At 48.6% G+C, this 19,850-nt stretch carries 15 protein-coding genes; 3 read left to right on the forward strand and 12 right to left on the reverse strand.

The genetic code is table 11. The features are described 5' to 3' along the window. Positions 1-53 precede the first annotated feature (53 nt). The 3 genes from Q7C_RS08700 to Q7C_RS08710 form a co-directional block, all read right to left on the reverse strand. Positions 54-887, reverse strand: a complete 834-nt coding sequence (locus Q7C_RS08700; RefSeq protein ID WP_014704367.1) for a thymidylate synthase — start codon at positions 885-887, stop codon at positions 54-56. Positions 888-955: 68 nt separating this feature from the next. Continuing rightward, entirely contained in the window at positions 956-1,888 is a 933-nt protein-coding gene (locus Q7C_RS08705) for a sigma 54-interacting transcriptional regulator (RefSeq protein WP_014704368.1), read from the reverse strand. Further along, the gene (locus tag Q7C_RS08710) at positions 1,885-2,622 is read right to left on the reverse strand and encodes a sulfite exporter TauE/SafE family protein (protein ID WP_014704369.1); all 738 of its coding nucleotides are present in this window, start codon (positions 2,620-2,622) and stop codon (positions 1,885-1,887) included. The genes Q7C_RS08705 and Q7C_RS08710 overlap by 4 nt, the downstream gene beginning before the upstream one ends. A 152-nt stretch (positions 2,623-2,774) precedes the next feature. On the opposite strand from Q7C_RS08710, the gene Q7C_RS08715 reads away from it, so the two are divergent. Next, entirely contained in the window at positions 2,775-5,006 is a 2,232-nt protein-coding gene (locus Q7C_RS08715; RefSeq protein WP_238532301.1) for a TonB-dependent receptor, read from the forward strand. A 52-nt stretch (positions 5,007-5,058) separates the two neighbouring features. Here the strand turns inward: Q7C_RS08715 and ppx are convergent, their stop codons facing one another. The 9 genes from ppx to Q7C_RS08760 form a co-directional block, all read right to left on the reverse strand. Further along, positions 5,059-6,567 (reverse strand): exopolyphosphatase, encoded by a 1,509-nt coding sequence (gene ppx / locus Q7C_RS08720; RefSeq protein WP_014704371.1) that lies wholly within the window; start codon positions 6,565-6,567, stop codon positions 5,059-5,061. A gap of 127 nt (positions 6,568-6,694) precedes the next feature. After that, positions 6,695-7,408, reverse strand: a complete 714-nt coding sequence (phoU, locus tag Q7C_RS08725; protein WP_014704372.1) for a phosphate signaling complex protein PhoU — start codon at positions 7,406-7,408, stop codon at positions 6,695-6,697. A 21-nt stretch (positions 7,409-7,429) separates the two neighbouring features. Continuing rightward, positions 7,430-8,272 carry a phosphate ABC transporter ATP-binding protein PstB gene (gene pstB, locus Q7C_RS08730; RefSeq protein ID WP_014704373.1) on the reverse strand — a complete coding sequence of 281 codons (843 nt, stop codon included), beginning with the start codon at positions 8,270-8,272 and terminating at the stop codon, positions 7,430-7,432. Beyond that, positions 8,272-9,942, reverse strand: a complete 1,671-nt coding sequence (gene pstA, locus Q7C_RS08735) for a phosphate ABC transporter permease PstA (RefSeq protein ID WP_014704374.1) — start codon at positions 9,940-9,942, stop codon at positions 8,272-8,274. Before pstA ends, pstB begins: the two co-directional genes overlap by 1 nt. An 11-nt stretch (positions 9,943-9,953) precedes the next feature. After that, entirely contained in the window at positions 9,954-12,215 is a 2,262-nt protein-coding gene (locus tag Q7C_RS08740) for an ABC transporter permease subunit (RefSeq protein ID WP_014704375.1), read from the reverse strand. A gap of 166 nt (positions 12,216-12,381) precedes the next feature. Then, complete coding sequence (locus tag Q7C_RS08745; RefSeq protein ID WP_014704376.1) at positions 12,382-13,338, reverse strand: PstS family phosphate ABC transporter substrate-binding protein; 957 nt, start codon at positions 13,336-13,338, stop codon at positions 12,382-12,384. A gap of 145 nt (positions 13,339-13,483) precedes the next feature. Then, positions 13,484-14,773 carry a phosphate regulon sensor histidine kinase PhoR gene (gene phoR / locus Q7C_RS08750; protein WP_014704377.1) on the reverse strand — a complete coding sequence of 430 codons (1,290 nt, stop codon included), beginning with the start codon at positions 14,771-14,773 and terminating at the stop codon, positions 13,484-13,486. Positions 14,774-14,788: 15 nt separating this feature from the next. Beyond that, positions 14,789-15,478 (reverse strand): phosphate regulon transcriptional regulator PhoB, encoded by a 690-nt coding sequence (gene phoB, locus Q7C_RS08755; protein WP_014704378.1) that lies wholly within the window; start codon positions 15,476-15,478, stop codon positions 14,789-14,791. Between the two features lie 177 nt (positions 15,479-15,655). Continuing rightward, positions 15,656-17,305, reverse strand: a complete 1,650-nt coding sequence (locus tag Q7C_RS08760) for an inorganic phosphate transporter (protein WP_014704379.1) — start codon at positions 17,303-17,305, stop codon at positions 15,656-15,658. A 135-nt stretch (positions 17,306-17,440) separates the two neighbouring features. Here Q7C_RS08760 and dsbD point away from each other — a divergent pair, with 135 nt between their 5' ends. Next, the gene (gene dsbD / locus Q7C_RS08765; RefSeq protein WP_014704380.1) at positions 17,441-19,264 is read left to right on the forward strand and encodes a protein-disulfide reductase DsbD; all 1,824 of its coding nucleotides are present in this window, start codon (positions 17,441-17,443) and stop codon (positions 19,262-19,264) included. A 145-nt stretch (positions 19,265-19,409) separates the two neighbouring features. Continuing rightward, positions 19,410-19,850, forward strand: coding sequence for a type II 3-dehydroquinate dehydratase (gene aroQ, locus Q7C_RS08770; protein WP_014704381.1), 441 nt, complete (start codon positions 19,410-19,412; stop codon positions 19,848-19,850).

The following is a 19,850-nucleotide window of genomic DNA, read 5'->3' on the forward strand; positions in this document are numbered from 1 at the left end:
TGAGTGTGTTCCGTGAAATTGACAACGTCATCAGCATGTCGCTTCAGCGATGCTCATACCGCAATCGGCGCTTTGATATGCGGTTGCGCCTCATAATTGACGATTTCAAAATCCTCAAATCGATAGTCAAAGATAGACGCTGGCCGACGTCGAATGCGTAACTGTGGTAGAGGGCCAGGCTCACGCTGTAACTGGGTTTGCACCTGCTCAAAATGATTGCGATAAATATGTGCATCACCAATGCTGATCACAATATCACCGACATCATAATCACATTGTTGGGCCAACATATGTGTCAGAAAAGCCAGCGAGGCCGTATTGTAAGGATTGCCCAAAAACAGGTCATTACTGCGAATATACAACGAGGCACTTAAGGTTTTGTCTGCCACATAAAACTGGTACAACAAATGGCAAGGCGGTAAAGCCATACGCCCCGCTGCGGCATTTTCCCAAGGTTTGTCACTTTCAATTGGTAACTCGGCTACATTCCAGCCATTAATAATGTGGCGACGGCTGTCTGGATTATTTTTAAGCCCTTCAACCAGGTCTGTCACCTGATCATAAACCTGGCCATCTGCGCCTTGCCAACGTCGCCATTGTGCCCCATAAACCGGGCCAAGCTCACCATCAGGCGTTGCCCATTCATCCCAAATAGACACGCCGTTTTCCTGTAAATAGCGAATATTCGTCTCACCACTTAAAAACCAGAGCAGCTCATGCAAAATACTGCGGATATGCAGTTTTTTTGTGGTTAACAACGGAAACCCGGCACGCAAGTCATATCGAAGCTGCCGTCCAAACACACTGCGTGTGCCCGTACCAGTGCGATCACTTTTGTCGACGCCGTTTTCCATAACGTCGCGCAATAATGCCAAATAAGGTTGCATGATTTTTACTCACAAAAACATAGATGAATAGTGTAACCAGAAATAGCCCTAAAAACACCCGAGTCTGGCTATTCGGTCAAACCATACTTTTGCATTCGATACAGCAAGGTATCGCGACTAATGCCCAGCAATCTTGCCGCTTTAGACCGATTCCCTGCTGCTTTGGCTAAAGCCTGCTCAATCATATCGAGCTCGAGTGCGGCGAGGTCAATGCCCGAATCAGGCAAGGTAAACGTTGGGGTTTCAGGTGAGATGTCTTGCATTTCAGAGGGCAAATCCACCAGCTTTATAACACTCCCTGGCTGGATCAAACTCAGCCGTTGGCAAAGATTGGCTAATTCCCGAACATTTCCGGGAAAAGCGTAGTGCTGCAGTTGCTGTAATACGCTTTTCTCAAAACGAACGGGGCTATTATTGCCGGCAAATTGCCGACAAAAAGCTTGAACAAGCAATGAAATATCGTCACGCCGTTCACGAAGCGGCAGCAGCTCGATAGGCACAACCTGCAATCGATAATATAAATCAGCCCTGAATTGCCCATTCTTAACAAGATCGGGCAGGTCCGCACTGGTTGCAGCAATCACTCGCGCATTAATGATGTGTAATTTATGACTGCCAGGCAGTTGGCACTCCCCCGCTTCAAGAAAGCGTAATACTTTGGCTTGCAACGCCAATGGCAGTGCATCAACCTCATCAAGAAAGACCGTACCATTATCTGCGGCCAACAAACGCCCTGTTTCCAAAATTTGGCCCGAAGTATTTGCTCGACCAAATAAATCAACTTCAACGTCTTGGGTTGGTAACGCAGCACAGTTCAAGACAACCATGGTTGTTTCACGTCGACGACTGAGCTGATGCAGCGTCCGTGCGACCAGCTCTTTGCCCGTCCCCGTCTCGCCACTGATTAACACACTGGCATCGCTTGTCGCGATCATTGGCAACAAACGTTGAATATGCATCATCTCCGGGGTATGACCAATTAATGCGGGCAGTGATGTCATGACTGCGCCCCACTATCATGCTCATGCTGCTGATGCGAGTGATTATCATGGCCATCGTGCATGATGAGAGGTGAGATCAGCATGATAATCGCCATCATCATAATCAGTATTCCAGCTAAACGTCGAAACCACCTCGTCCTGGCTGTTTTACTTAAAAATCCAACCAAAAATCCTGTCCCCATAACGGCAGGCAGCGTCCCTAAACCAAATGCCAGCATTGAGGCACTCGCCGTAAGCGGATCACCAGTTGCAGCAGCGGTTATTAGCGCAGCGTAGACTAAACCACATGGTAGCCAGCCCCAAACTGCTCCAAAGCAAAAGGCCTGCAATTTCGAGGTTACCGGTAATAACTTCTGGCTAAGTGGCTGTAGCCATCGCCATACTGGTGTACCAATTTTTTCGATACGGGCAAACTGAGGCCACCAACCAGCGAGATACAACCCCATACCCACCATAATCAAAATAGATGCGCCCCTTAGCCATTGCAGCCCGCCCAAATCAACCAGTGGTGACGTAATTGCACCAACAATTCCCCCTGCAAGGCTATAGCTAATAATACGACCAAGGTTGTAGTTAAATACAAATGGCAACATTCGCACAGGGTTATTGCGTACCGTGGCTGGCAGACTTAGAGTCAGCGCACCAATTACAGAACCACACATGGCAACACAATGCGCTGAGCTAAATAAGCCCAGTAAAAATGCGCTGACAAGCGAACTGGTAACGATATCCATCTATCAATCCTGAGCAACTCTCTAAGCCGCGGTAATCTATCGCAATATAAAGCAACAAATTTGCGGGATTTCACACACTGCCAAGCAAATAACCGATAACTCAGTCACTTTTTTCGACTAATTTGTCTCTTTTTTTAATTATTTTAAGAATCATGATGAAAGGCAAACTCAGACACGTCCTTACTTTTTCTGGTCTGGTTATCGCAGGTCAGAGTCACGCCCAACACGAACACCATCATACCGATGCTTTAAGCAAAATGCTGGTTACCGCGCCCCTGAGTACCCCTGTTGTTGATAGCCGTCTTGATAAAGATGCGATAAAGGCACATCAGGCACGAACCAGTGATACGGCCAGTTTACTAAATGCGGTTGCCGGCATGTCGGTCTACCAAGGTGGTGGCGCAGCCAGCCTTCCCTTCTTACGTGGCTTTGCCGACGACAGGTTACGTATCAAGGTAGATGGTATGGATCTGATCTCCGCTTGCGCAAATCATATGAATCCCCCGTTATCCTATATCAGCCCAACCCGTGTATCGGAAATTCGGGTCTACTCTGGTATCGCCCCGGTTAGCTTGGGTGGCGATAGCATTGGCGGCACTATCATTGCAAATTCAGCTGACCCCGAGTTTGCTGATAATGCAGAAGAAATTCTGCAAAAAGGAGAATTAAGTACTTACTACCGCAGTAATGGTGATGCCCGAGGCGGCAGTGTTTCTGCAACACTGGCATCTGAGCGATTCAGCTTCCGCTACGATGGCGCCATTGCCAAGGCCAATAATTATGATGCAGGGGCCGGCTTCAAACCCGCTGGCAATACTGCCGTTGATCGAGGCGCACTGGATGCCGATGAAGTTGGCTCGACCGCCTATGAAACACGCAATCATGCGCTTAATCTGGGTTTCAAACTGACGAATACTCAACTTTTACAACTCAAATTTGCTCACCAAGATATTCCTTATCAGGGTTGGCCTAATCAGCGGATGGATATGGTGGAAAATCGCAGCAACCAACTTAACCTGATTTACAGTGGGGCGTTTGACTGGGGGCTGTTGGAGGCTAATTTATTCCACGAAAAAACCCATCATAAAATGCAGTTTGGTGAGGATAAACAGTTTATGTACGGCGTTGCAGCCGGTATGCCGATGGAGACGGAAGGAAGCAACACTGGCCTGTCTGTCAAAACTGAAATCCCGTTAAATCAACGCGATCTCATCCGTGTCGGTGGAGATATTCAACGTTATCGGCTGGATGACTTCTGGGAAGCATCAGGAGGCATGATGATGGCACCCAACACGTTTTGGAATATCAATAACGGCGAGCGTGATCGATACGGTATTTATACTGAATGGGAAGCTCAGTGGAATAAAAAATGGCTAACGCTGGCCGGCATTCGCCATGAAACAGTAAACATGGATGCTGACACAGTTCAGGGTTACAACGAAATGATGTACGGTGCTGATGCCGCTGTCTTTAATGCATCTGATCGCAATCAGACCGACAGCAATTTTGATTTCACCTTACTCGCACGCTTTACTCCTGATAAAACGGCATCCTATGAATTTGGTTATGCTCGTAAGACACGTTCACCAAACCTTTATGAACGGTTTGCCTGGTCACAACATGGCATGGCAATGCGGATGGTTAACTTAGTGGGTGACGGTAATGGCTATGTTGGTAACACCGAACTGGACCCAGAGATTGCACATACCTTCAGTTTGACCGCCAACTGGCATGATGCGGCGCAAGAAAGCTGGCAAATTACCTTTACCCCCTACATTAGCTACGTCGACGACTTTATCGATGCAGGTCGCTGTGCTGGGGCAATGGGCATGATGATGGGCGCAGTCTGTACCGCCGACAATCTGACGCGTCAGAATGATTTTGTCTATCTGCAATATACCAATGTTAATGCGCGGCTTTATGGTGCGGATCTGGCTGGTTATAAACACCTGGGCCACCATCAAGATTGGGGACGCTTTGATGTCCGCGCCACGCTAAGCTTTGTCCGCGGTGAAAACCGAGAAACGAATGATGATCTTTACAACATGATGCCGCTGAATGCACGCGTTGTGCTGGCTCATGAGAAAAACAATTGGCAAAACAGCATTGAGTGGCAACTCGTTGACAGTAAAGATCGCGTTAATAAAGAACGCAATGAAATCAAAACGTCAGGTTATGGCTTACTACATCTGCGAACAAGTTACCGTTACAAACAGGCACAATTTGAGTTAGGCGTTGAGAATTTATTCGATAAGGATTATAGCCATCCACTCAGCGGCGCTTATCTTGGCCAAGGCGCAACAATGGGGACAAGCATTCCTTGGGGCGTGACAGTGCCCGGCATGGGGCGCTCCGTGTATGCCGGCGTCACGTTTAGCTTTTGATGGCTTAACTTTATCATTGCCACCAGCCTTTAAGGGCGGATACAAAACTTGGTTAGGTGTCTATTTTCAAACGAATATCTGCCGACTTGAGGTAGTGTTTTTCCTGCTTCAAGTCGGCCTCTGTCAGAGGATGATCACTCAGCCAGTCCGGTGGCAGCGTTAATTTTAACCCTTTTTCAGTTACCATCAGCTTGACGTAGGTATCCGTTTGTTCACTGCGGCCACGATTGAAAACCAGAGACAGTCGCAACAGCACCATTAATCGTAGCGTTGGCAACTGTAACTCTTCGGAAAGCTGATTAATTTGTTTCGACGGTATCGAGCGACGTTGCCCTCGCATCATCGCAGACAAAGCATATTGTTCTTCACGCGAAAAACCCGGCATATCAGAATGTGCCACTAGATAAGCAGCATGCTTGTGATACTGATAATGTGAAATAGCAAGCCCAACCTCATGGAGCTGTGCCGCCCATTGTAACTTGCACAGATGCTCATCCTGATTGAGCTGCCAGTCTGCCGCCACTTGCTGAAACAGCTGCCCCGCCATCTCGCTGACGCGCCTCGCATGCGCTTCATCGACCTGATAACGTCGTATCAGAGCCTGTACCGTACGATCGCGCTCATCATCATGCTGTATCCGGCCTTGCAAGTCATAGAGCAAGCCCTCACGCAATGCCCCATCAGACACCACCATGCGATCAATTTTCAATCGATCAAAAGCCGCTTTCAGAATAGCAACACCAGCCGGTAATACCGATTTTCGTTCATCACTCAGGCCTTGCAGATCAATTTTTTCCTGATGTCCGGCGGTCAGTAAAGCTTCGATAAGCTTTTCTAATGAAGTGGTTGTTATCACACCATTTTCCGTCCAGCCTTGCGCGGTGACAATATCGGCAACACAGCGAATGGTTCCCGAGGCACCGACGGCCTCCACCCAGCCCATTCTCTGATAAGGACGTTGAATCGAACGCAACCGAATGGCGGCTGCCAAAATGGCAGAATGCATCTGAATCGCAGAGATGTGTCCATCTGAAAAAAATTGCTGGGTGAAACTGACACAGCCCATTTCCAGGCTTTCACGCATCTGACCTGACACACCTTCACCGATAATAAACTCGGTGCTGCCACCCCCAATATCCATGACCAGTCGGCGTTGATTATCAAAGGCCAGCGATCGTGCCACCCCCAGATAAATCAGGCGTGCTTCTTCTTCCCCGGTAACAATTTCGATTGGATGACCAAGCGCTTGTCGCGCCAGCCGGAGAAAGTCACGGCTATTTTCCGCGTTACGCAAAGTGTTGGTGCCGACGATGCGAACTTTACTATGTGGCAATTCGCGAATGCGCTGACCAAATCGTTCCAGACAAGCAACCGCACGTTTCTGCGCCGCATCAGACAACATATTATGTTTGTCCAGACCCGCGCGTAACTGCACCATCTCACGCAGTCGATCCATGATTTGGAATTGCCCGTCACGTAACCGGGCAATAATCATATGAAAACTGTTGGATCCGAGATCAACGGCCGCGAGCACTTCTTCGGTTTCTAGATCGGATTGCATGTAGTCACTCAATTAGACAGATAAGTGCATTCTGCCTGAGCAGGCCTATGACTGTCATGTCCACAAACTGCTTCGTTCTAAAACCAGATGCACCGGGCAACACTCTCTCGTTACGCAATGCCTGAATTTATTCGCCTTTCACCACTTGCTCAATTTTCTCAACCGACAAGTGACGCACATCTTTACCTTCAACCAGATAGATAATGTGCTCGGCAACATTTCTGGCATGATCGCCAATCCGTTCCAGAGATCGCGCTGACCACATCATGTCAACCACTCGACTGATCATGCGGGGATCTTCCATCATGTAAGTCATCAGCTGCCGCAAAATACTTTCATATTCACTGTCGACATCAGCATCCTCATGCGCAACCGCGAGGGCGCTGTCGACATCAAATCTTGCAAAGGCATCCAGCGCATCATGGAGCATTTTACGGACATGTACCCCAAGAGAGTGTAACTCCCGGTAATTTTTTTTGGGCCGGTCCTTGTCACTCAGATTAAGAGCCATTCTGGCGATGCGCACGGCCTCATCACCCATCCGCTCAATATCGGTGATGGTTTTTAATATGCCCGTTACCAGACGCAGATCGCTCGCTGCAGGTTGGCGTAAGGCAATAATCTGAATGCACTCTTCATCTATCAGAACATCCATTTTATTGACATTGTCATCGTTGCCGATGACTTGTCTGGCTAACTCCGCATCCCCCGTTACCAAGGCCTCCATTGCTTGTGTGACCTGTTGCTCTACCAAGCCCCCCATTGCCAGAACCCGGCTGCGGATATCCTGCAATTCTTTTTCAAATTGCTGGGAAATATGTTGCGACTGGTTTGTTGCCATAGTGATACTCCTGAAAGGCGTTTAACCGTAACGGCCGGTAATATAATCTTCAGTTTGTTTTTTGGCCGGATTGGTAAACAACTCATCCGTAGCCCCAAACTCAATCAGTTCCCCCATGTATAAAAAGGCGGTGTAATCAGATACCCGGGCCGCCTGTTGCATATTATGGGTAACAATCACAATCGTGTATTTCTCTTTCAGCTCATAAATCAGCTCTTCCACTTTCAAAGTCGACAGGGGATCCAATGCTGAAGCAGGCTCATCCAGTAACAACACTTCCGGCTCGATGGCGATAGCACGGGCAATGACCAATCGTTGCTGCTGGCCGCCAGACAAGCCCATTGCCGACTGCTGCAAGCGATCTTTGACTTCATCCCATAGTGCCGCGCCTTTCAGCGATTTTTCGACGACTTTGTCTAAAGTCTGTCGATCATTAATACCTTGCAAACGCAGGCCATAAGCAACATTTTCATAGATACTCTTAGGAAACGGGTTAGGCTTTTGAAAGACCATGCCAACTTTACGCCGCAAATCCGCCACATTGACGGCAGGCGAATTGACATCTTCACCATCCAATAACATTTGCCCCTGAACGGAAACCGAGTCGATCAAATCATTCATACGGTTAAAGCAACGTAAGAATGTCGATTTACCACAGCCACTCGGGCCAATGAAAGCCGTGACACGATTCTGCGGAATCATGACATTGATATTTTTGAGTGCCTGCGTCTCACCGTAGAATAAATTAAAATCCCGCACTTCAATACATGGCGTTTCTTCAGCCAGATTCATTTTGGGACCACGCTGCATGGATTCCACATGAATGCCGGGCGGCGTGGCTTTTTCAGTTTTGGCTGCTTCCATTAGTTATCACTCGCTTTAAAATTTTCACGCAGACGATTTCGAATACTGATTGCCGTCAGGTTCAGCACAACAATAATTAACAATAATAAAAATGCGGTTGCGTAGACCAATGGCCGCGCTGCTTCAACGTTTGGACTTTGGAATCCGACATCATAAATATGAAACCCCAGATGCATAAATTGCCGATCCAAATGCAGATAAGGCGCCACTGAATCAACGGCCAGTGCTGGCGCCAACTTGACCACGCCAACCATCATTAATGGCGCCACTTCACCCGCTGCGCGGGCAACGGCCAGAATCAAACCGGTCATCATTGCAGGGGCAGCCATTGGCACAACCGTGCGCCATAACGTCTCAGCCTTGGTCGCGCCAAGCGCAAGACTGCCTTCGCGGATGGCACGTGGTATCCGGGACAGTCCTTCTTCGGTGGCAACAATCACAACCGGTACCGTCAAAATGGCCAAGGTCAGAGATGCCCACATCAGACCTGGCTGACCAAAAGTTGGCGACGGCAATTTCGCTTGAAAGAAAATGTCATCAATATTGCCACCCAGAAAATAAACAAAAAATCCCAGACCAAACACACCATAAACAATCGATGGCACGCCGGCGAGATTATTCACTGCAATACGAATTGTCCGCGTCACAACCCCTTGCTTTGCATACTCTTTAAGATACAGTGCCGCGATAACGCCAAACGGCGTTACCAGTACCGACATGATAAGTACCATCATGACCGTACCAAAAATTGCAGGAAAGATACCGCCTTCGGTATTCGCTTCTCGTGGCTCACCAGAAACAAACTTCCACATCTCACCGAAATAATGTTGCAGCTTGTCCAGCCGACTCATCGCATTCGGTTTAAATACATCAACGATTTTTGCCAGGGCAACCTCTACCTCGCGTCCATCAGCCATTGTCATAACGATGCTATCGCGGCTGAGTTCCGTATTTAATGCCCCCAATTTCTCCATCAACTTTTCATAGACAATGCGTTGGCGCTGTCTTTCTGCTTCAATCTCGGCATAGGCTGGAGACTGGGCCGGCACTTCATCCATTTGTAAACGTCGTTCTGCCAGCCGTTGCTTTTCAAGAATCTGATTGATTTTGCCGATTTCTGATCGTTCAATGTCGTGAATCTGATCTATCAGCGCTTTACTTCGCACCAATCTATCCTGCAGTGCAGACCATGCAGCATCCCCTTCAGCAACAACGGAACCGGCTTGCTTGACCTGCGTCAGATAACCGTAAAAATTGCCCCACTCGCGACGCTCAATGACGACGATATCTTCAGGATAGCTGACCGTCCCCATGCCCACCTGATTGACCCAACGAAAATCCAGGCCAAACTGATCCCGATTGCCGGTTTTAATCAAATAACGTAGCGCCGTAGTTTGTTCAGGCGGCAGGGAATACTCATCGCCAAGACGTTCTGCTGGCACCATCTCCGTATCTATTTGCTCGCCCATTAACTGAACGGTCTCTAGATCTGATTCAACATAGTCAAATGCCATGACATCTGCAGGCCAGAAGTGACTCAAACCACGTATCGCAATTAACAGCACCAGTCCAATAACAGCGACTAAACTCAAACTTAAAGCACCGGCATTCAGCCAGATCCAAGGCTGACCGCTCTGAAACCATTGTTTAAATGTATTTGGGTTGGACATACGGCTCTCTTCTACAGACTGCTGTATTTTTTACGCAGGCGTTGCCGAACCAGCTCTGCCAGTGTGTTGAAAATAAAGGTGGCGACAAACAACACCAGTGCCGCCAAAAACAATACCCGGAAATGCGTACTACCCACTTCTGACTCAGGCATTTCAACCGCAATATTGGCGGAGAGCGCACGAAACCCTTCGAAAATATTGAAATCCATAATAGGTGTATTCCCTGTCGCCATCAGGACGATCATGGTTTCCCCTACTGCCCGACCAAGCCCAATCATTACCGCAGAAAAAATCCCCGGACTTGCGGTCAGTAACACCACGCGCATCATGGTTTGCCAAGGTGTTGCACCCAAAGCAAGTGACCCGATCGTCAATTGTTTAGGGACATTAAAAATGGCATCTTCGGTAATCGAGAAAATAGTGGGAATAACCGCAAACCCCATCATCAAACCGACCACAAATGAATTGCGCTGGTCATAACCAATACCAACTGATTCCAGCCATCTCGGCATATCTCCAGCAAACAAAAACTGCTCCACCGGCACACTCATCTGTAAACAGACATAACCGGTAAGAAGAATGAAAGGAATCAGAATCGCCGCCTCCCAGCCCGCCGGAATAGCATGACGAAACCGCTTCGGCAGCCGCGTCCAGAGCCAGGCCACCAGCAACATGACCAGCGGCATAAACAGCACAATGCTTAACGCACCAGGTAAGTTGTTTTCAATTAATGGCGCCAACCATAACCCTGCCAGAAAGCCCAGAATAACCGTCGGCAAGGCTTCCATGATCTCAATAGTTGGTTTAACCACACCGCGCATTCGTGACGACATGAAGTAAGCGGTATAGATAGCGCCCATAATAGCCAGCGGAATCGCCACGACCATGGCGTAGAATGCGGCTTTCAATGTGCCGAAAGTCAGCGGCGTTAAGCTGAGTTTTGGTTCAAAATCATTGCTTGCCGAAGTCGATTGCCAAAGGTATTCAGGCTCACTGCGACTCTCGTACCAGACCTTTTCCCACAATGAATGCCAGGATATTTCCGGATGCTCATTATCCACCTCAAAAAAACGAGCACTACCACTGCGGTCAAGACTGAGTAAGCCATTGGCACGTGGCGAAATAGCTATCACAGCATCGGCATTATCCAGAGCATCCATAACCAATAACGTGCGATGGGCTGTCGTGTGATAAACACCTAACCGGCCATCAGCATCAAGCGCCATAAAGCCTTTACGGCTCTGCTCAACCTCAATTTTGTGAATCGCAGCCTGCTGTTCGTGGAAGCTGCGAATTCGTTTCAGGCTGTACTGATTATCATCATCACGTACCGGAAACCACTGATCGATCTGCCCGTCACTACGACCTACGATCAGCGAAATCCCCCCTGCCAGAAACTCGGTCGCGGTCACCTTCACGCCTTCTGGTACGGCGTTAACCCGATCAACCAGACGACTCTGTTCCTGACGCTGAATATCAAAGAAGGCAATATCACCGTTTTCGTATATGACATAGAGTTCGCGCTGATCCACATCCATCTTCAGGTCGGCCACCGGCGCGCTGCTGTCAGTGGCCAGCATCCATTGCTCGGTGTCCAAATCAAACTGGGTTTCGTCGAGAAAATTAACCGCTTTTTTTACACGAGTCAGCACCAGACGACCATCTGCAGTCAGCGCCGCAAAGGTGGCCATATCATCGGCATATTGCGCCGTTAAAATTGACAGCGCCTGCCCAGCCGGATCCACAGAAACCGGGGTGTCGCCTAGTGGATAACGAATTTCGGGTGAGATCAGCCGTGTTGTGCCCTCCGGGTAGCTGATATTGAATGCTTCCTGAAACAACAAAGCCTGACCATCACTAAAGCCATAGCTAAATACACCGGTATGCTGACTGCCTGCAGCGAAGCTGACTATCGTGGCATTCTCAGGGAGAGGTAATTCAGGACTTTGCAGCAACGCCCCACTATGGGCATCAAAAAAACGAAGTTCACCATTCATCGTCAGCGATAAGGCGACTTCATTATATTCATCAAGGGTCAAGTGACTGTAGTTATCGGCAGGTTGTGTAAACTGCTGCTCTGAACGCACATCAGCGCCACCAAACAGTGGGATCACCACATACAGTAAGTAAAAGAAAATCAATACGATGGCCACAATCACCATCAGACCACCCGAGGTGACCATCCATTTTGCCAGTCGATCTTTTAATTGACGGTAGTGTCGGCGACGCCGTGCGACCGATGAATCTGGCGCAGGCAAGATGCTGTCTGACATTGTTTTTTGCGACATAAGACGATAATCACTCAAATTAAAGCTAACTTGCCTATGGGGGCAGCCAGGACACTGCTAAGGCATCTGAACCAGCAAATACCTTAACACTGACCCGGAATAAAATACCCCGCCCAAGCGAAGCTCGGGCGGGGCACCGGTTATCTATGATCTATTTCAGCATATCGCGATATTTTTTAGCGACTTTTTCTGGCAAAGGAACGTAACCGTCTTTCACCACCACTTCCTGGCCCACTTTTGACAGAATCATTTTCATGAATTCACGGTCAATAGGTGACATACCTTCGTTAGGGGCTTTATTAACATAGACCCAAAGAAAACGTGACAGCGGGAATGAACCATCTGCGGCATTTTCTGCGGTCGCGTCAATAAATGGCTGGCCCGCTTCTTTGGCTAACGGGACAGTTTTAACGCCTGAGGTTTTGTAGCCAATGCCGGAGTAACCAATACCGTTTGGAGACTTGGTGACACCTTGCACGACTGACGCCGAGCCGGGTTGCTCATTGACACTGTTTTTAAAGTCACCTTTGCATAATGCATTGTCTTTGAAGTAACCGTAAGTGCCCGACACAGAATTACGCCCGTACAACTGAATACTACCTAGATCCGCCACACCTACTTGTGACCAGTTGGTAATATCTTCGTTATAACCACATTTGCGCGTCGCTGAAAAAATGGCATCGACCTGCGCCATCGTCAGCCCTTCAATGGGGTTATCTTTGTGCGCGAACACAGCAAGTGCATCGATAGCAACTGGAATCGCCGTTGGTTTGTATCCATATTTCTTTTCAAACGCCGCTTCCTCGCCATCTTTCATCTTACGGCTCATTGGACCAACATTTGAAGTACCTTCAGTCAAGGCAGGAGGTGCCGTTGATGAACCAGCCGCCTGAATCTGAATGGTCACATTTGGGTATTCACGTTTGAATTCTTCTGCCCATAAGGTCATCAGATTAGCCAGTGTATCGGAGCCCACACTGGACAAACTGCCAGAAACGCCACTGGTTTTTTCGTAGGTCGGCAAATTGGGATCAACATCTGCAAAGGTGGTCGCAGAAAAAGCCATTGCCAGCGCCGCGCCGAGCCGAGCGATTTTTTTGGTGAACATACTGGGTTGAACTCCCTAGGTTAAATGAAAACGTTTCAACGCTGTCTACGCTGAACTCCTGAGGCAGTATCACGACAAACTGTGACAAGGGTATGAAATCTATATTTCAATTTTATGACATGCACCGGTAACCGGCCTAACGCCGCTACACATCGATTTTGTCCATCAAACTATTATTAGTGAACACACAGCGAAAACGGGTTCCCACCCCCAATTCACTATCAATGACCAATTCGGCTTGATGTCGTTGTAAAACGTGTTTGACGATAGCCAGCCCCAATCCAGTCCCCCCCGTTTCCCGGGCACGACCACTATCAACTCGATAAAAACGTTCTGTGAGTCTTTCTAAATGATGTTGGGCAATGCCCTCACCTGCATCCTGTACTTCAATAATGCCGCCAGCATTCTCAACTGACCAACGCACTGTGATAGCAGTCTCTGCCGGGGTGTACTTGACCGCGTTATATACCAGGTTGGACACCGCACTTCGGAGTTCATCGGTATCGGCTAGCAACCACTTTTTAGAGTCACAGTGCAGCGTAATCTGATGGTTTCGAAAATGTTCTAGTCGCTGGGCATCAGCAACAATACTGCTTAATAATTTGGCCACATCGGTTGGGCGCTGCTGTAACGGTTTTTCACCGGTTTCCAGTTGAGACAGTGCCAGCAAATCCTTAATCATGTAATGCATTCGCTGGGTCTGTCCCTGCATCACCGGCAATGCTTGTCGCCACATTTCTGGCTCACTTTCTACTGTAAAGCTCTCCAGATAACCTCGCAACACCGTCAATGGCGTGCGTAACTCGTGTGAAACATTGGCGACAAAGTCACGCCGCATACGTTGCAACTTAATCGTTTGCGTAATATCTCGCGCGATCAGTAAGCGATCTTTGTTCGAATAATTGACCAGCTTCAGCTCTAATTGCATGACCGGATTTTCCGGTGAGACGACATTGGCAAGGCCATTTTGATTTTGCGGATCATCCAGCAATTGCTGGAAAGCCGGATCTCGAATCAGGTTATTTACCCGCACTCCCGCATCACGCGGCCAGTGAATACCCAATAGCAGGCGAGCGGATTGATTGGCCCAATCCACTTGGCCAAACTCGCCTAGCACAACAATAGCATCGGGTAAGGCAGCAGACGCATTTTGAAACCGTTTCAAATAAGCTGCGAGCTTTTTTTTGCGGCTGCTACTTTGGCCACGCATTCGCTCAATACTGCGACAGACTTCGTCAATCACTCCTTCACTCGACGGTGGCAGGTTTTTCTTTGGCTTTTGTAACCACTTCAGGAGTTTATGCCATTTGGCTTGCAGCCAGAGCAAATAAACCAGGGTGGCCAGAAATAAAAAGGTCATCATGTGACCCAAAATCAGCCCCAAAAAACCCGCTAGACTGATCAGCGTGATCAGGCGCCAGTAATCCCATGACATCCTAACGTGGCTCGCTTAATCGGCAGAAAAACGGTAGCCCACACCACGCACGGTTTGTATCAGCGCATCATGTTCCGTGGGTTCGAGCGCCTTGCGTAACCGGCGAATATGAACATCAACCGTGCGCTCTTCAATATAAACCGTATCGCCCCAGACAAAATCCAGTAATTGAGAACGATTATATGCCCGGTCAGGATTTTTCATGAAAAAGTGCAATAGCCGAAACTCGGTTGGCCCCAAGTCGACTCGCGAGCTATTCACCGTGACGCGGTGGCTTTTTGTATCCAGCACCAGGGTGCCTGATTGTAATTTCTGTCCATCATCATCTGGGGTACGACAGCGGCGCAACACAGCTTTAATCCGAGCGACCAGCTCTGGTGGCGAAAATGGCTTATTAATATAGTCATCAGCCCCAACACTCAGGCCTTTGACCATATCTTCGCTTTCACCTTTAGCGGTCAGCATAATGACAGGGATCGATGACCAGAATTCATTCGCCCGCAGCCGACGGATAAACTCAATACCATCAATACCTGGCAGCATCCAGTCCAACAGAATCATGTCGGGTTGCTGATTTTTCAGCCATTCCAGGCCCTGCTCAGCATCTCGCGTGGGTTCGCAATTAAAACCTGCCTGCTTGAGGCTAAAACTGAGCATATCTCGGATCGCTGCATCATCCTCAACCAGCAAGACGGTCGTTGCCATATATAGTCCATCCTAATATTAGGGTTTGGGCAAAGCTTACCGAGCAAATATGACAATTTGATAACAAGACGGCAAACCACCCAGTCTTTATGTGTACTCTGTCATAAAATCGTCATTTTTAAACGGGTTAAGCGTTATCTTGTTTCGTCAGATAATGACATGGGATGACGATGCGACTTAAACCATAATGCCGCGAATCATGTAAAACACCATCGCCGCAATAACGGCTGCAGATGGCACGGTAATCACCCATGCCGTGACGATTTTTTTCACCATATCACGTTTAACAAACAACGTTTTCTGTTCTTTCTTCAACACCTTTTTGGCTTTTTTGATGGCCTCTTCCTCTTCATCAATCAGCCGGTATAGTTCTGTAATACGCTGATATTCATCGACACTCTTGCCGCTTTTGCTTTGCAGACTTTTCAGCTCCTTACGTAATGCATTGAGTTGCTTTTTTTCATCTTTCAGATCGGTTTTTTCCTGACGAATCGTATTTTCCAGCTTATTGGAATCATCTAGCCACTCGCGGAGAAACCCCACGCCAAATACGCCACCAATGGCGACGTGTGTGGTAGAGATTGGCAAACCCAACTGACTGGCAATAATCACTGTCATCGCGGCAGCCATGGCAATGGCATACGCACGCATTTGATCCAGCTCGGTGATCTCCCCTCCCACGGTCCGAATCAGACGTGGCCCATAAAGACCTAATCCCAAGGCAATACCCAGTGCCCCCACGGCCATAACCCAAAAGGGGATACCAGTCTCGGCCGAAATGCCACCGGTCATAATGGCATCATTAATCGCAGCCAGTGGCCCGATTGCATTCGCCACATCGTTGGCGCCATGAGCAAAACTCAGTAAGGCAGCGGCGAAAATCAAGGGAATGGTAAATAACGTATTAACACTGTGTCGATCATTATTCATCTGCGGCAATTTATGGCGAATGTTACGTTTCACCAAGGCAAAAACCAGTACCGCCGCAACCAATCCCGCCAGCGCGGCGCCAACAAACCCCGGTTTACTGCTCGCCTCAATACTGACCAGCGGCAACCAGTTCAATGCCCCAACAAAACTCCCCCAGACTTTCGATAAGCCTTTTAAAATCAAATAAGTCACGAAAGCCCAGGCCATCACGGCAACATAAACCGGGACCCATTTATGGGACGCACCGATTTTATCGTCACGAAAAATGATGGTTTTTTTTATCGCCAGCAAAAAGCCCGCCGCTATCAATCCGCCCATCAGTGGCGAGACAATCCATGAGCTGACAATCGCGATCATGGTTCCCCAGTCAACGATAGTAAAGCCGGCAGCCGCAATCCCCGCCCCCATGACACCGCCAACAATTGAGTGGGTGGTAGAAACAGGTGCACCAGCAAAAGTGGCCAAATTTAACCACAATGCGGCAGCCAATAAAGCCGCCATCATAGCCCAGACAAACTCATCGGTATTTTGACCAAAGCCTTCGATATCAATAATGCCGTTTTTAATGGTTGAGACCACTTCACCACCGGCGATAAATGCCCCTGACGCCTCAAAAACCATCGCTATCAGAATGGCCCCCCCCATCGTTAACGCACGGGAACCGACCGCTGGCCCCACATTGTTGGCCACATCATTGGCCCCAATATTCATTGCCATATAGGCACCAAACACCGCAGCAATGGCAAGAAACAGATTATTAGGAACACCACCACTGGTCGCAAAGCTGAACGCCAGTACTGCTGCCAAAAAGAATAAGGCCGCGCCAATTCTGGTTATTTCCGCATGACTTTTTTTGTAGGCCTGTTTTTCGATCTTGTGAATGGTTTTAATTTCCACACGTCACCCGTTTGCCGTAAAAATTCCGCCAATTATTACAGTTTAAAGACAACATGGCACCCCACTCCGATCTTCATGCAACCCTGCCCTGTTACAATTGTCTGTGATTACGGGACTTAGCTGGCTTACAAAAAAATGAGACGTTTTTTCTGGATTTTTTTATTGCTATCGCTGACTGCGCCGACGCAGGCGCGTGAAAGCATTCTAGAACAATTGGGATTTGGCGATCGCAATGCGCCGCCAACCGTTGATGAAGCTTTTCGCTTCAGTGCTGAAATCAGCGATGCAAACACCATTCTGCTTGGTTGGCAGATTGCGGAAGGCAATTACCTCTATAAAAATAAAATTGCCGCCCAACTTGACGCTGACAATGCAGACGTCACACTCGCTGATTTACCTCTGCCAGAGGGAGAAAACAAAGACGATGCCTATTTCGGCCTGACCGAAGTTTATCATCATGATCTGCTTCTCGATGTGCCGGTAACACGCCCACCAGAAGCACAATCGGTCATGCTGGCAGTGACTTATCAGGGGTGTTCAGAAACATTCGGTATTTGTTATCCACCGGAAACAAAAGTGATTTCATTGCAGTTGCCTGTGCTGACGACACGTCAAACCGCCAGCAAACCGGAAGCGACGGTGGCTGCTTCTGGCTCTCAGCCTGTGCCTGACCAACAAACATTGGCTGACAAGCTAGCGACGAACAATCTGCCGCAGATCCTGCTGGCATTTCTGGGGCTGGGTTTATTGTTGTCATTGACCCCCTGTGTTTTCCCGATGATCCCTATCCTGTCAAGCATTATCGTTGGCGAAGGGCCAAATATCTCACCGCGTCGAGCTTTTGGTCTGTCGCTGGTTTACGTGCTCGCCATGTCCGTCACCTATACCATTGCCGGTGTCTTAACCGGCATGTTGGGGGTGAACCTGCAGGCCTGGTTGCAAAATCCTTGGGTCATTGGCGCATTTTGTTTAATTTTAGTTTGGCTGGCGTTGTCCATGTTTGGCTTTTACACACTGCAGCTACCCGCCAGCCTCCAGCAAAAGCTGCACCAGATAGGGCAACAGCAACGTGGTGGCAAATGGCTGAGTGTGGCCGTCATGGGTTTGCTGTCCGGGTTAATCGTAGGACCTTGTCTGGCGCCCCCACTGGCTGGCGTATTATTGTTTATCAGTCAACAGGCGGATCCTGTTCTTGGCGGCGCAGCCCTGTTTGCACTGAGTCTGGGCATGGGCATACCTTTAATGATACTGGGCACATCTGCAGGACATTTATTGCCGCGCGCCGGCAACTGGATGGACAGTATCAAGGCTGTGTTTGGCGTCTTGCTACTCGGGCTTGCCATCTGGATGCTGTCACGTGTCATTCCGACCCCGGTCACCATGGCACTATGGTCAGCACTGCTGATCATCAGTGCGGCCTATCTTGGGGCGGCGCAAACTTTATCGCCACTGGCATCAGGTTGGCAAAAATTTAAGCAAGGCGTTGGACTGCTCGTTTTGGCAAGTGGCATTATTCTGTTACTGGGCGTGGCCAGCGGTGGGCAGTCTGTATTGAAACCATTACAACACTGGTTTTCAACAGAAACAGGCAGTGAAGCGAAAACACTGCAATTTACGCTTGTGGACAGTCCGGAATCCCTGCAAAAAATGCTGGCAACCACGGCACAACCTGTGATGCTCGATTTTTATGCTGACTGGTGTACTGACTGTAAAAATATGGAACAAACCACTTTTCGTGATAAGTCGGTGCAACAGGCTTTATCCGGTTACACCTTGCTCAAGGTAGATATGACCGATAATACCCCTGCCCATCAGGCTATTTTGAAACAATTGAAAGTGTTCGGCCCACCTACCTTGGTTTTCTACGATGCTAATGGGCAAGAGTATGCTGGGCAGCGACTGATTGGCCATGTATCCGCGTCCGAGATGCAGACCCATCTTGCCCAGATCAATCGCTGACGCCTGGTTTGTAAATGCCATTAAAAAAACCCTATTTGGACGTTATTTTCGGTAATTTTGTGGCTATTTTCTAAAAAACTGGACTTTTTACCGGCGTCTGGTGCAAAATCGCTGACCAAGTCACCGAACACAGGCAGCCGCCTCCATGAAGAATGTTTTAGTGCTACATGGCCCCAATCTGAATTTACTGGGACAGCGTGAGCCTGACATCTATGGCGCGACCACGCTCAATGATATTAATGCGTATCTGACACAACAAGCAGAAGCCGCAGATTGCCAGCTGACCACATTGCAAAGCAATGCTGAGACTGCGTTGATTGAGGCGATCCATAACGCCCGTACTAGCGTCGATTTTATTATCATCAATCCAGCCGCATTTACCCATACCAGTGTGGCGCTGCGTGACGCGCTGGCGGCGGTTGCCATTCCGTTTATTGAAGTACATCTTTCCAATGTGCATCGTCGTGAGACGTTTAGGCATCATTCCTACTTTTCGGATCTGGCTGTCGGTGTCATTTGTGGGTTGGGTGCACAAGGATATGAATTGGCATTGCAAGCCGCCATTAGTCATTTAAATAAAGGTTAA

The organism is Methylophaga frappieri (assembly GCF_000260965.1).
Lineage (GTDB): Bacteria > Pseudomonadota > Gammaproteobacteria > Nitrosococcales > Methylophagaceae > Methylophaga > Methylophaga frappieri.